Origin of the sequence: Odoribacter sp. N54.MGS-14 (assembly GCF_000980295.1) — a bacterium.
GTDB lineage: Bacteria > Bacteroidota > Bacteroidia > Bacteroidales > Marinifilaceae > Odoribacter > Odoribacter splanchnicus.
On record NZ_LARL01000078.1, the window covers coordinates 1 to 14,473 of the forward strand.

A 14,473-nucleotide genomic window follows, 5' to 3' on the forward strand; every position below is an offset into this window, starting at 1 on the left:
TATACCGCTTCGCTTAAGTCAGCCTGTACTACCGCCGGTTGTATTTTTTCCCGGCAGCACACCAAGGCAAAATATATACCGATAATAAGACCTGTTTTCACAATACTTGAATTTAGTTTATAAATTTTATAATAAGATACCTCTTCCTGAAAAAAGGGTGATGCATTTTTATAAAAATTTTATAACCTGATGTTCATTTCGCTTTTCAGGCAGGTGGACTGACTCATCAGCCAATACCACAAAATGAGCGATTCTTCCGAATGTAATTGTCCCCGGATCAACCGATAAGCTTTAGAGATATGGGTTTTGACGGTATTGACCGAGATCGAAAGTTCGTCGGCGATCTCGGTATATTTTTTTTCTTCGATAGCACTCAGCATGAAAACTTTCAAACATTGAGGCGGTAACTCCTGCATGATGGCTTTGATCCGTTCGATTTCCTGCTCTTCTTCGACCGAATATTCGGAATGGAGGAGGTATTCGATAAATTCGGTCAATTTCGGGTTATGTTTCCGGACAATGGCCTGTTTTTGCAGATTTTTGAGGGCCCGGTGGCGGATGCAGGTATAGAAGTAGGCCCGGAGTGAATCTTTCACCTGCAATTTGATCCGGTTTTCCCAAAAGTGGATGAACATATCCTGAACCACATCCTCGGCCAGTGAACCATCGGCCAATAAACCCTGGGCATACCGGCACAAGGGATCGTAATACTTCTGGAATAATTTCTCAAAAGCCGGATAGTTGTCTTGTCTGACAGCTTCATACCATTGAAGGTCTATATCGGTAACCTTATTCATCGGGACAAATATACGTATTTTTAATCTATTTAAGAAGCTTGTCATTTTATTATTCTTATGTAAACGAACTATCCGAATTGTCTTGCATACAATAAACAGATAAAAAGAACAACTAACTTAATCGATTAATCAATATCTTATAAGAAATTATTCCGATGAAATAATCTAGATTTCCATATACTGATAGATGTGATCCGATATTTGATACTATAAAACCCTTCTAAATCTTCCTTTACCAAATAGCGTTAACGGAAAATGAAGGGTGTTATGGCGGAATAGAAAGAAAAAATTATATCTGTTTTTAAATAGTTTCAGCGGTTTCAATGGTTACAAAGGTTTCAGAAGTCAGGTTTAACCGCTATAATTAAAAAATGGATTCTTTTAAAGTTTTGGTAACTGAAAATTATAGGCCTGGAACTAATCGGGAATGAAAGTCTATAGGCGTTTTCCCGGAAAGCCGGAAAATTGCGTTTTAATTACTACTTTTGTCCACCTAATTCGAACTGAATCTATATATGGCTGATCCGATCATTATATATACCGATGGTGCTGCAAGTGGAAATCCCGGTCCGGGAGGGTTCGGCGTTGTGTTGAAAGCCGGAGTGTATCGCAAAGAACTGATGGCCGGATTCCGGAAGACGACCAACAATCGGATGGAATTGCTGGCTGTCATCGTGGGATTGGAAGCACTGAAGCAACCCGGGTGGCAGGTGGTCGTTTATTCGGATTCCCGGTATGTGGTCGATGCTGTTGAAAAAGGCTGGGTGTTCGGATGGGAGAAGAAAGGATTTAAAGATAAGAAAAACCCGGATTTGTGGAAACGCTTTCTGGCTATATACCGGCAACATCAGGTGAAGTTCGTCTGGGTGAAAGGACATGCCGATATCCCCGAAAACGAACGTTGTGACCAGTTGGCTGTTCAGGCTTCTAAAATGCCTAATCTCCAGATCGATTACTATTATGAAGCGGAACAGGATAATAACTTAAAACTTTTCATTTAAACACTGAAAAATATTTCAATTTTTAGTCTAACGGGTGATTTTATTATATACATTTGCAGAGAATAAAGTGGTGTTCTACCCGATTGTTTGAAACTATTATAACTCAATCTGCAATGAAAAAAATATTGATTGTCGGTGCTGGCGGGCAAATAGGTTCTGAACTTGTCCCTCATCTGAGATCCATTTATGGAAATAATAATGTTGTAGCTGCTGATATCAGTGCTGAAAAATGTAAAGTTTTGGCGGAAGCCGGTCCGTTCGAAGAGCTGAATGCCTTGGATGGAGAGAAATATACGGCAATAGTCAAAAAATACGGTATCGACACGATTTTTAATCTGGTGGCTTTATTGTCGGCTACCGGAGAGAAAAATCCGGTGTTGGCCTGGAATATCAATATCGGGGCGCTGACGAATTCTTTAAATATTGCGAAAGATAACGATTGCGCTGTGTTTACTCCGAGTTCTATCGGTGCTTTCGGTAAAGATACGCCGAAAGATAAAACTCCTCAGGATACGTTGCAACGTTCCAATACTACGATTTACGGAGTATGTAAGGTTACGGGCGAGTTGCTGAGCGATTACTATTTCAACCGTTTCGGTGTAGATACCCGTAGCGTGCGTTTCCCGGGATTGATTTCTTATGTCACGCTTCCGGGAGGTGGCACCACCGATTATGCTGTAGAAATTTATTACGATGCTATCCGCAGAGGAGCTTTCACCTGTAATGTGAAAGCCGGTACTTATATGGATATGATGTATATGCCCGATGCGCTCAATGCAGTGGTACAGTTGATGGAAGCCGATCCTTCCCGTTTAAAACACCGCAATAGCTTCAATATTGCCGCTATGAGTTTCGAACCCGGGCAAATTGCTGCCGAGATCCGTAAACACTTACCTGATTTTAAGATGGATTATCAGATCGATCCGGTAAAACAAGCTATTGCCGATAGCTGGCCTAACAGTATGGACGATTCTTGTGCCCGGGAAGAATGGGGCTGGAAGCCGGAATACAACCTTCAGAATATGACGGTCGATATGCTGGTTAAAGTGAAAGAAAAATTCGATAAGGGATTGATTAAATAAGGGATTTATAAAAACGACGAGCGGCCTCTTTCCGGGGCCGCTTTTTTGTTTCGTTAGCTCCGGTAAAACAAAATAACGGCCTTGGCCGGGAGGAAAATTATAATTCATTGCCCGGATTTTTGTATAATCAATCGAAAAAAACACTAAATTAGGGCACTAAAATAAGAGGTATGGGCAAAAATAAAAAGAAAAGCGAGCCGACCATGAGTAAGCCGGAGTTGAGTAAACGCCTTTTGGCACTGATGAGTAATCACCCGGGTGAGAGTTATAATTATAAGCAGTTGGCGATGCGATTGCAGGTGAAGAGTATGGATATGAAACGCCAGATCTCGGAAGTGTTGCGGGAATTAGGAGAAAAAGGAGAGTTGGAAGAGATTTCGACAGGAAGATATAAAATGCGGCAGAGAGGGGCTTATATTACCGGTGAAGTCGAGTTGACAGCCAAAGGGTCGGCCTATATCATTTCAAACGAGAGTAAAGAGGATGTGTTTGTTGCTTTTCCTAACCTCAAACACGCCCTGAACGGAGATAAAGTGAAGGTTTTGGTATATGCCCGGAGTCGTGACCGCCGCCCCGAAGGAGAGGTGGTCGAGATCCTGGAACGGAAGAAAGGTACTTTTGTCGGCGTAGTACAACGGTCGGCGAATTACGCTTTCCTGATACCGACCGGTAAGCAGTTGCCCTATGATGTGTTCATCCCGACGGAACATTTGAATGGAGCCGAAAACGGGGATAAAGTGGTGGTAAAAATCAAAGATTGGCCTGAAAGTCAGAAGAATCCTGTGGGAGAAGTGATCGAGGTGTTGGGGCGTCCCGGGGATAACGATACGGAAATGAATGCGATTATGGCCGAATATGAATTGCCGGTGAAGTTCCCGCCCAATGTGTTGAAAGCGGCTGAAAAGATCCCTTTGGATATCCCTGAAGAGGAGATCCGCAAGCGCCGCGACTGCCGCGAATTGACCACTTTCACTATCGACCCGAAAGATGCGAAAGATTTCGACGATGCCCTTTCTGTCCGTACGTTGAAGGAAGGCGTGTATGAAGTCGGTGTGCATATCGCCGATGTCAGTTATTATGTCAAAGAAAATACGGTGCTCGATAAAGAGGCTTATGCGAGGGCTACCTCGGTATATCTTGTCGACCGGACCATTCCGATGCTACCGGAACGCTTGAGTAACGGGGTTTGTTCGTTAAGACCCGATGAAGATAAGTTGTGTTTTTCTGCTATTTTTAAATTGGACGCTGACGCACAGGTTTTGGACCAATGGTTCGGGCGTACGGTGATCCGTTCGAATCGCCGGTTTACTTACGAAGAAGCTCAGGAGCGGATCGAAGGTGCCGAAGGGGATTACCGGGAGGAAATTCTGCTGTTGAACCGTTTGGCTCAAAAATTACGTCAGGATCGCTTTAAAGCCGGAGCGATCGATTTCGACCGGGTAGAGGTGAAATTCAACCTGGATGAAAAGGGACATCCGGTGAGTGTGTATTTCAAGCGTTCGAAGGAAGCCAATAAGCTGATCGAAGAGTTTATGTTGCTTGCGAATAAGAAAGTGGCCGAACGGATCGGTAAACCCAAGAGTGGAAAAAAAGCACCTACTTTCGTATACCGTATTCACGAAAACCCGCTGCCTGAAAAGTTGGAAGAATTCAACCGTTTTGTGGCTAAATTCGGGTATGGATTGAAAACAGGTAGCCGCAAAGCCCTTACTTCTTCGATGAATAACCTGATGGCCGAAGTAAAAGACAAACCCGAACAAAATATGATCGAAACCCTGGCGGTACGGACGATGGCTAAGGCTGCCTATTCGACCGATAATATCGGACATTATGGTCTGGCTTTCGATTATTATACCCATTTCACCTCACCGATCCGGCGTTATCCGGATGTGATGGTGCATCGGTTGCTGCAACGTTATCTGGACAGTGGACGCTCGGTCAATAAAGAAAAATACGAAGAATATTGTAAGCATTCGTCCGATATGGAACAGGTGGCGGCTAATGCCGAACGTTCGTCTATCAAGTACAAGCAGGTGGAATTTATGGCGGATAAAATCGGACAAGATTTCGAAGGTACGATTTCGGGTGTCACACAATGGGGATTTTATGTCGAACTGGAAGATTCGAAATGTGAGGGATTGGTGTCGATGACCGAATTGGACGACGATTTTTATGAATTCGATGAGAAAAATTATTGCATTGTCGGACGTCATCACCATAAGATCTATCAACTGGGAGACCGGGTAACGATCAAAGTGGCTAAAGCGAATCTGGTGGCTCGCCAATTGGACTATGAGTTGGTTAAGGGAGCAGACGAAGAAGGGGTGATCAGGCCTTTGGGAAAGAGCCGGGAAGATATCGGCCGGAAATCGAAAACGAAAGGCAGGAAAAAGGAAAATAAACCGAAAGGAAAAAAGAGAAAATAGGGATGTAAAAACTTGATAAGCTATGTATTCATTTACAATTTGTTTGCTGATTCTGGTCGTCGGCTACTTTGTATATGGCCGTTATGTAGAGCGGGTATTCGGGCCGGAGGCGAAAAGGCCGACTCCGGCATTGACAAAGGCCGACGGAGTGGATTATATCCCCTTGCCGACCTGGAAGATCTTTATGATTCAGTTTTTGAATATTGCCGGTTTGGGACCGATTTTCGGTGCTATCATGGGGGCTAAGTTCGGGACGGCTTCTTATTTATGGATTGTCTTGGGGAGTGTGCTGGCGGGGGCTACGCACGATTATTTTTCGGGGATGTTGTCGATCCGGCATGGAGGTGAAAGTTTGCCTGAGATTATCGGACGTTATCTGGGGATGACCACCAAGCAGGTGATGCGTGGTTTTACAGTAATCCTGATGGTGTTGGTGGGAGCGGTTTTCGTTGCCGGGCCTGCCGGTTTGCTGGCTAAGCTGACACCCGATGCTTTGGACACCTCTTTTTGGATAGTCGTCGTTTTCCTTTATTATATTTTGGCAACCCTGTTACCCGTAGATAAGATTATCGGAAAGATTTATCCCATTTTTGCTATTGCTTTGTTGTTTATGGCTGTCGGGATTTTAGTCATGCTGTACGTCAATCATCCGGTTTTACCGGAGTTGTGGGACGGCTTACAAAATACCCATCCGAATGCGGCGAATCTGCCCGTTTTCCCGATTATGTTCGTGAGTATCGCCTGTGGGGCTATTTCCGGTTTTCATGCCACACAGTCGCCGATGATGGCCCGTTGTATGAAGAGTGAGAAATACGGACGTCCCGTTTTTTATGGGGCAATGATCACGGAAGGTATCGTGGCTCTGATTTGGGCGGCTGCGGCTACTTATTTTTATCATGAGAACGGTATGGCCGAAAACAATGCTTCCGTCATTGTAGATGCCATTACGAAAAGTTGGTTGGGATCGGTGGGAGGTATTCTGGCGATTTTAGGTGTGATAGCTGCTCCGATTACTTCCGGCGATACGGCTTTCCGGTCGGCCCGTCTGATTGTAGCGGACTTTATGGGCATGGAACAGAAAAGTATCCGCCGCCGTTTGTATATTTGTGTCCCGATGTTTCTGGCTGCTATAGGATTGTTATTGTATAGCCTCCGGGATGCTGCGGGATTCGATATGATCTGGCGGTACTTTGCCTGGTCGAATCAGACCCTCTCCGTCTTTACCCTTTGGGCCATTACGGTTTATCTGGTACAGACGGGTAAAAACTATTGGATTACTTTGATTCCTGCTTTGTTTATGACCTGTGTGTGTTCGACCTATCTGTGTATCGCTCCCGAAGGTTTCGGATTGACTCAGATCGTATCTTATTATATCGGGTTGTTCTGTGTTCTGATCGCTGTCGTTTGGTTTGCTGTATGGAAAAGCAAAACCCCTCAGTCTCCCGGTGATTTAGTCTCCCGATAACTCAGCAACTCAGCAACTCAATAACTCAGCAACCCAATAACTCAATAACCAATGTCAAAGAAAAAACAGATTATCTTTTCATCACTACTGGGAATCGTGTTGTTAGTAGTGATTTTTATGCCCAAGAAAGAGACTACTGAACCGTTGGATGAGATCGAAGTGACGGATTCGCTTGAAGTGAAGGAGATTACTTATAAATATGGTATACCCATCGATGATTACGATGTGGATTATGGTATTGTCAAAAGGAATCAAAGTCTTTCTACGATATTGCAGAAACATGGCTTATCGGTGGGAGAAGTGCATCGGCTGGTAGAAAAATCCAAAGATGTCTTCGATGTACGTAAGATCAGGAGCGATCAGGCTTATGCGGTATTTACCACCAGGGACAGTATACCGGAGACCTGTTATTTTGTGTATGAAATCGATCCCAAATCTTATGTCGTTTTTGATTTGCGGGGAGATTACCGGGTGACGATGGGGGAAAATCCGGTCGAATGGCGCAGGAATGAGTTGCATGGTGTTGTTGAGTCTTCTTTGTGGCTGGCCATGTCGAAATACAATGCCGATCCGCAATTGGCCGTCGTATTATCGAATATTTTCGGGTGGACCATCGACTTTTTCGGTCTTCAAAAACAGGATGAGTTCCGCGTGATTTATGAGCAGGAATATGTCGATGGGAAGAGTTTGCTTAATTTTAATGTATTGGGGGCTGCTTTCCGGCATGGTGACAGTACTTATTATGCCATACCGTTCGAACTGAACGGAGAAAAATTATATTACGACAGAGCAGGAAAGAGTTTGGAGGGGGCCTTTTTGAAAGCTCCTTTGGATTTTTTCAGGATTTCTTCCCGTTTCTCGAACAGCCGTTTCCACCCTGTGTTGAAGCGTTACCGGGCTCATCACGGTGTAGATTATGCTGCGCCGACGGGTACTCCGGTGTATGCCATCGGGAAAGGCCGGGTTATTGCAAAAGGTTATCAGGCCAAGGGAGGTGGAAATTACGTCAAAATCAGACACAATAGTATTTATACGACGACCTATATGCATTTGTCCCGATTCGAAAAGGGAATCAAAGTAGGGGTAGATGTTGCCCAGAAGCAGGTCATCGGATATGTCGGGGCTACCGGTCTGGCCACAGGCCCGCATTTGGATTTCAGGGTATATGAAAACGGTAAGCCGATCAATCCGCTGACAATCAAATCACAACCTCAGAAAACATTGAAAGACGGAGATTTGAATCGGTATGAGGTCGTCAGGGATTCGGTTATCCGCATGTTGACTCTTATTCCGGATGTCCGGCAGGAAAATACAGAAATACCTGTCGATACAACCGTTTTTGAAGATAATGAATCAATATAATTTGCTGCGTTTTAACAGGTAGGGGAATAATACTTCGTGGAATTCCCGGTCGATGTCGGCTTCGACAAAGTCGATCCGGAGTTGTCCGCAACGTAGTTTTAGTTCCTGGTAAAATTCGGCCATTTTCTGCTTATAAGTCTCCCGGATTTCATTTGGAGAAAATTTGATTTCCCGGCCGCTTTCCAGATCGATAAAGAGATGGGGGCGGTTCGAAAATTCGAATGCTTCTTCCATCCGTTTGTCTTTGACGTGAAAGAGGATCACCTCGTGTTTATTATAGCAGAGGTGTTGGAGAGCTGAAAAGAGTTCTTCCGTATCTCCGTTCGAAAACATATCGGTGAAAATAACGACCAGCGCTCTTTTTTGTATGGTATCCGCCAGTTGGTGGAGCACCTGGGCTGTCGATGTGGGTTTGTTCAGGGAAACCGAATGATTTTGCAAAATCTCCTGAAGGTGGGTGTACATCGTCTGTATGTGGGTGCTGTTCGATTTTGCATCCGTCAACACTTCGATCCGGTCCGAGAACAGACATAATCCCGAAGCATCCCGTTGTTTCCGGAGCAGGTGAATCAAGGCTGCTGTACAATAAACCGAAAACCGGAGCTTAGAGACTTTCGCCGACGGATAAGGAAACAACATCGAAGAAGAAGTATCCAGCACCAGATACGACCGTAAATTCGTCTCTTCTTCGAATTGTTTGACGAATAACTTCTCTGTCCGGGCATAAAGCTTCCAGTCGACGTGTTTGGTCGATTCTCCGGTATTGTATACCCGGTGTTCGGCAAATTCTACAGAAAAACCATGATAAGGACTCCGGTACAAACCGGTGATAAAACCAGCAACAATCTGAGAAGCAATGAATTCGAGATTATCGAATTGTTCATAGCGGATAATATCTTCGAGCTTGTTCATGGCTATAAACCTGAAAAGATAAAGAAAAGGCTTTAGAGCAACGATTAAAAAAATTGAGAATCGGATTTTTCGATTCTCAATTTTCAATTATTTAAAGAAGTTTGTTGATTTTCTCGACCAGTGAATTCTTAGGTACTGCACCTACTTGTTTATCAGCAACTTTACCGTCTTTAAAGAACAGGATAGTCGGGATGTTACGGATACCGAATTTAGCTGCTGTGCTTGGGCTGCCGTCGACGTCAACCTTAGCAACGGTAATTTTTCCTGCAAATTCTTCAGAGATTTCTTCAACAATGGGAAGCATCATTTTACATGGTCCACACCATTCTGCCCAGAAATCGACCAGGACAGGTTGTGCTGATTTCAGTACAACCTCTTCAAAATTAGAATCATTAACTGCTATTGCCATAGTATTTATCTTTTAAAAGTTGGTATTTCCATTTTGCTCCGCTAAGTTACAACAATTTTATTGTATACGAAGTATTCATCTTATAATAGAACGTTAAAATTTATCCTAGTTGATCTTCATTTTGATCGAATCGTTGTTTTCGAAATATTCGTACAATTCCCGGGAACGCCTGATCTTACAAGTGCGGGAGAACATTTTGACACTGTTTCCCTGACGGTCGAACAGCATGAAATTCAGGGGAATATCGTTTTGTACCGTTGCCGGTTCTTCAAAATTCTCCGGATCGCTGTTCTTCTGTGTCTTTTGTTCGGCCGCTTTCTGCTGGGCTTCTTTATAACTCTCGCTGTTCACATCGGTTGTAAAGAGCTCGTGTATTTCAGTGACCGTTTCCAGGGTCAGTTTTTCAATATCGACCTGTAAAGTGATCGAACGGATTGCATTTTCGGTCAGTGCTTCCAATAAGCCCACTTTTTGAATGGTGAAAGTAAGCTCGTTTCCTTCTTTACCCCATTTGGGCCCTACTTTCCCTTTCACATAGATCGCCGTCTCGTCGATAAAGTATTGCCGGAAATCGGTATAATCTTTTCCGAAGAAAGCCAGTTCGTAAGTGCCGCTGAAATCCTCCAGGGTCAGGATACCGAAGTCTTTCCCGGTTTTGGTTTTACCTTCCCGTTTGGCGGTAATGATACCGGCGATATTGATTTCTTTGCCTTTAAAAGTTTCAAGGCCACTGTTGAGTTCTTCTACAGGCGTGCAAAGCAACTGCATTTCCAGTTTATAAGGATCGAGGGGATGGGAGGTCAGGTAAATACCGATCAGCTCTTTTTCCTTTTTCGATTTCTCATAGTCGTGCCAGGGTTCGCAGTCGGGGATATTCGGTTTGGTGACTTCGAAGCCGTCCAGTTCGCCGAATAGGGTGGCTTGCAGGTTCATGGAATCCTGCTGGTTTTTCTGGCCGTAGTTCACCAGGTTATCCAGTACTGTGGTCGTTGCGTCTACCAGGTGCAGGTATTGGGCCCGGTGGTATCCGAAACTGTCCAGTCCGCCGGCAGTAACCAGGTTTTCGATTGTTTTCTTATTGACCGATTTATAGTCGATTCGTTCGAAGAAATCGTATACATCTTTATAAGGTCCGTTTTTCTCCCGTTCTTCGATGATTTTTTCTACGGCAGCTTCACCCACTCCCTTGATGGCGGCCATTCCGAAACGGATCTGGCCATGTGAGTTTACGGTAAAGTCATTGTAAGATTCGTTGACATCCGGCGCCAGTACACTCAACCCCATTCGCTTACATTCGTCCATGAAAACCGTTACTTTGGTGATGTCCGAGAGGTTGTTGCTTAAGTTGGCTGCCATGAATTCTGCCGGATAATGGGCTTTCAGGAAACCGGTTTGATAAGCGATGTAGGCGTAACAAACGGAATGCGATTTGTTGAAGGCATAAGAAGCGAAAGCCTCCCAGTCTCCCCAGATTTTGTTGACCAGTTCTTCGACATCTTTTCCTTTTTCTTTGGCTCCCTGGACAAAATCGGGATTGTTTTTACAACCTTCGACGAATTTGCCTTTCAATTCCGCCAGCAATTCGAACTTCTTTTTACCCATAGCTTTACGGAGGGTATCCGATTGTCCCCGGGTGAACAGTCCCAGGGCCCGGGATTGGAGCATCACCTGTTCCTGGTAGACGGTAATGCCGTAAGTGTCTTTCAGGTAGGGCTCCATCATCGGATGGTCGTATTCAATGGGTTCTTCGCCGTGTTTGCGCCGGATGAAGGAAGGGATATACTCCATAGGCCCCGGACGATACAGGGCGTTCATGGCTACCAGGTCCTCGAAACGGTTGGGCTGGAGGGCGCGGAGGTGTTTTTTCATTCCGGGCGACTCGAACTGGAACAGCCCGGTGGTATCTCCGCGGGTGAAAAGCTTGAAGGTTTCTTCGTCGTCCAGGGGAATTTCGTTTTCATTCAGGACGATATGTTTCGATTTTTTGATATTGTCGAGACAAGTCTTGATGATCGAGAGGGTACGTAAACCCAGAAAGTCCATTTTGATCAGCCCGATCGGTTCCACGAAATGCCCGTCGTATTGGGTAGTCATCAGACTTTCTCCTTCGGTAGGCATGATCGGGATATGATCGGTGAGCGGATCCCGGCTGATGAGGATACCACAGGCATGTACTCCGGTTTGACGGATAGAACCTTCGAGGGTCTCGGCAAATTGTATTGTTTTGGAAATCAGTGGATTCAGAGATTGCTTCTCTTTCTCGAGATCCGGGTTTTCCTTATAAGCTTTTTTCAGAGTCATTTTCGGAGCTTCCGGAACCATTTTAGCCAGCCGGTTGGCTTCCGATAATTCCAGTTTCAATACCCGGGCTACGTCTTTAATAGCCATTTTGGCGGCCATACTGCCGAAGGTTACGATGTGCGACACTTTGTCGGCTCCGTATTTCTCCGTTACCCACTCCAGTACCTGTTGCCGTCCCGCATCATCGAAATCCACATCGATATCGGGCAGGGAAATACGGTCGGGATTCAGAAAACGCTCGAACAGCAGATCATATTTTATAGGGTCGATATTCGTGATACCCAGGCAATAGGCGACGGCACTACCGGCAGCCGATCCACGTCCCGGTCCTACAATTACGCCCATATCCCGGGCAGCCCGGATAAAGTCCTGCACGATCAGGAAGTAACCCGGGAAACCCATGGTCTTCATGATATGCAGCTCGAAGATAATGCGTTCCATGATCTCGGGAGACGGATTTTCACCATAGCGTTTCACAACCCCTTTCATGGTCAGCTCTTTCAGATAGTCGGCTTCCAGTTTGATACGATATAAACGGTCGTATCCGCCCAGTTTTTTGATTTTTTTGTTGGCTTCTTCTTCGGTCAGTACGACATTTCCTTTCTCGTCGCGGGTGAATTCGTTGAAGAGGTCTTCCTGGGAAAATTTTTGCCGGTATTCTTCTTCCGTACCGAGTTCGGGGGGAATAGGAAAAACGGGCATCAAAGGATCGGAGTCCAGTTCGTATTCCTCGACTTTATCGGTGATCTCCTGGGTGTTTTCGATGGCTTCGGGCAGATCAGGGAAAAGGTCGATCATTTCCTGGGTGGTTTTAAACCATTCCTGACGGGTATACCGCATCCGGGTCGGATCGTCGATGTCTTTCCGGGTGTTCAGGCAAATCAGCAGATCATGGGCTTCGGCATCTTCTTCATTGAGAAAATGCACGTCGTTGGTAGCGATAAGTTTGATATTCAGTTTTCTGGCTATTTTGATTTTCTCCTGAATACAGCGTTGCTGATTGTCGTAAATCTCGGCTCTTTGTTTGGGATCCGCTGCCGGATGGCGCATCACTTCCAGATAATAATCTTCGCCGAACAGATTTTTGTACCATAGAGCTGCTTTTTCAGCTCCTTCCAGATCACCGGCCATGATTTTCTGATCGATTTCTCCTCCCAGGCAAGCCGAGGAAATGATCAATCCCTCATGATGTTTTTCGAGCTGGGTTTTATCGATACGGGGACGGTAGTAGAAACCGTCGCAAAAAGCCGTCGAACAGAGCTTGACGAGATTGAGGTAACCGGTGAGGTTTTTGGCCAGAATAATCAGGTGTTCCCCCGACCGGTCGATCGGTTTTTCTTTATTATATAAGGATACCCGTGCGACATAGGCTTCACACCCTAAAATGGGTTTGATCCCTTTTTGCCGGCAGGTGTCGTAAAACAACTTTATCCCGAACATATTGCCGTGATCGGTCAGTGCTAGTGCGGCCTGGCCGTCGGCTTTGGCTTTTTCGATCAGGCCTGGAATACTGGCTGCTCCGTCGAGAATAGAATATTGCGAGTGGACGTGGAAGTGGGTAAATTTCATCGTTTGTAAGCTGCTAAATTTGTAAACAAAAATACAACATCTTCCCGAACAATCCATTGCCGGATGATTTTTTCTTTCCGGATCACTTCATTACATTCATGTTGTATGCTGTGGATGAGAGGGGATGGCACTGATCCGGAAATATTGACAATCCGAATAAGCGCTTCCGTCTTCGCGGGCAAAAAAGCAATACACGTGTGCGCCGTCTGTTGCCCGTTCCGACAGTGTGAATTCTCCGCACAAATCCTGCCGCCTGCCCGATACGCTCACTGCCAGCCGTGGTCCTAACGGCAGGGAATCGTACAATACACCTATTTGCAGGAGGTCGCTCCCTGTTGCTGTGGCCCATTCGCGCTCTTCCTGCCAACTCACCCGGAACCGCCTCTCTGTCCCCTCAACCTGTTCTATCTTCAATCCCCTTGGCAAAAGCAGGGACCCCTTCGTAAAAGTAAAATTGACGAAATCCACAAGCTTCCCCTCTCCGCTGAAACACCGGCAGTTCGTCGAGTTGAACAGGTTGTGCGCCATTTTTCCTTCCGCCCTGGCAGCTGCCCGCCAGATATCCCGTGACACTTGGCGGCAATAGGCCGCATAAAAAGCCTGTACGATGGCGAAACGTCCTGTCACTCCTTTTTGCTGATCCGACCGTTCTTTCTTCCGTTTTTTTCCCGGTACTTCCGCTCGCCGGACACACTGCACTCCGTTGCGGACATAATAAATCAGATTGCCCATCCGCCCGCTGAGCAGAGGTTGTGACAGATCCTTTACTTTCATATTTCCTGGATTTTAAACCTTTTCCTTGCTTTTTCCTGACTGTCAAATGTAAGTAAAAACATGATTATCTACAAATATTCCAATTATTATCTATTAATAAACTAATAGTTAATTAATAGATGAATAAGAAGTGAATAATAGATAATAGACATTTGAACTACATCGGTAAGTAGTTTATCTTAATCCGGCTCTTCCAGGGTGTAGGTCAGGAAAAAATCACTAGGTCCGGGGGAACAAACTTCGTCGATGTATTTGAATCCGGAAACCGAATGATCAGCGTTTTTTTGCATTTTAAATTTTACTATACACCCTCTCCACCAAACAAGGAGGACACCTTCTTCCGGTGCAACTAAAAGTCGCCTTGCTTCATCGAAG

Annotated in this window: 11 protein-coding genes; 5 read left to right on the plus strand and 6 right to left on the minus strand. The window is 45.3% G+C overall.

The features are described from left to right. Positions 1–179: 179 nt before the first annotated feature. Complete coding sequence (locus WS42_RS12725) at positions 180–797, minus strand: RNA polymerase sigma-70 factor (RefSeq protein WP_049782934.1); 618 nt, start codon at positions 795–797, stop codon at positions 180–182. 515 nt (positions 798–1,312) lie between these two features. Between WS42_RS12725 and rnhA the strand changes: the two genes are divergently transcribed. The 5 genes from rnhA to WS42_RS12750 all read left to right on the plus strand — a co-directional run bounded on the left by rnhA (position 1,313) and on the right by WS42_RS12750 (position 8,133). After that, the gene (gene rnhA, locus WS42_RS12730; RefSeq protein WP_013613124.1) at positions 1,313–1,798 is read left to right on the plus strand and encodes a ribonuclease HI; all 486 of its coding nucleotides are present in this window, start codon (positions 1,313–1,315) and stop codon (positions 1,796–1,798) included. A gap of 113 nt (positions 1,799–1,911) precedes the next feature. Beyond that, the gene (locus WS42_RS12735; RefSeq protein ID WP_013613125.1) at positions 1,912–2,880 is read left to right on the plus strand and encodes an NAD-dependent epimerase/dehydratase family protein; all 969 of its coding nucleotides are present in this window, start codon (positions 1,912–1,914) and stop codon (positions 2,878–2,880) included. 170 nt (positions 2,881–3,050) lie between these two features. Beyond that, the gene (gene rnr / locus WS42_RS12740; protein ID WP_046451199.1) at positions 3,051–5,306 is read left to right on the plus strand and encodes a ribonuclease R; all 2,256 of its coding nucleotides are present in this window, start codon (positions 3,051–3,053) and stop codon (positions 5,304–5,306) included. Between the two features lie 22 nt (positions 5,307–5,328). After that, on the plus strand, positions 5,329–6,771 hold the full coding sequence (locus WS42_RS12745; protein WP_013613127.1) for a carbon starvation CstA family protein: 1,443 nt from the start codon (positions 5,329–5,331) through the stop codon (positions 6,769–6,771). Positions 6,772–6,822: 51 nt separating this feature from the next. Next, a complete protein-coding gene (locus WS42_RS12750) occupies positions 6,823–8,133 on the plus strand; it encodes a peptidoglycan DD-metalloendopeptidase family protein (RefSeq protein WP_013613128.1) in 1,311 nt (436 codons plus the stop codon). Here WS42_RS12750 and WS42_RS12755 read toward each other — a convergent pair. From WS42_RS12755 to WS42_RS15640, 5 genes are all read right to left on the minus strand, one after another. Next, positions 8,125–9,045, minus strand: a complete 921-nt coding sequence (locus tag WS42_RS12755) for a DUF58 domain-containing protein (protein ID WP_046451200.1) — start codon at positions 9,043–9,045, stop codon at positions 8,125–8,127. The genes WS42_RS12750 and WS42_RS12755 overlap by 9 nt on opposite strands. 91 nt (positions 9,046–9,136) lie before the next feature. Beyond that, positions 9,137–9,454 (minus strand): thioredoxin, encoded by a 318-nt coding sequence (gene trxA, locus WS42_RS12760; protein ID WP_013613130.1) that lies wholly within the window; start codon positions 9,452–9,454, stop codon positions 9,137–9,139. A 105-nt stretch (positions 9,455–9,559) separates the two neighbouring features. Continuing rightward, positions 9,560–13,324 carry a DNA polymerase III subunit alpha gene (gene dnaE, locus WS42_RS12765; protein ID WP_046451201.1) on the minus strand — a complete coding sequence of 1,255 codons (3,765 nt, stop codon included), beginning with the start codon at positions 13,322–13,324 and terminating at the stop codon, positions 9,560–9,562. 96 nt (positions 13,325–13,420) lie between these two features. Further along, positions 13,421–14,098, minus strand: a complete 678-nt coding sequence (locus tag WS42_RS12770; protein WP_046405395.1) for a hypothetical protein — start codon at positions 14,096–14,098, stop codon at positions 13,421–13,423. Positions 14,099–14,277: 179 nt separating this feature from the next. Beyond that, a partial coding sequence (locus WS42_RS15640; protein WP_286728594.1) for a hypothetical protein occupies positions 14,278–14,473 on the minus strand: 196 nt, incomplete at its 5' end.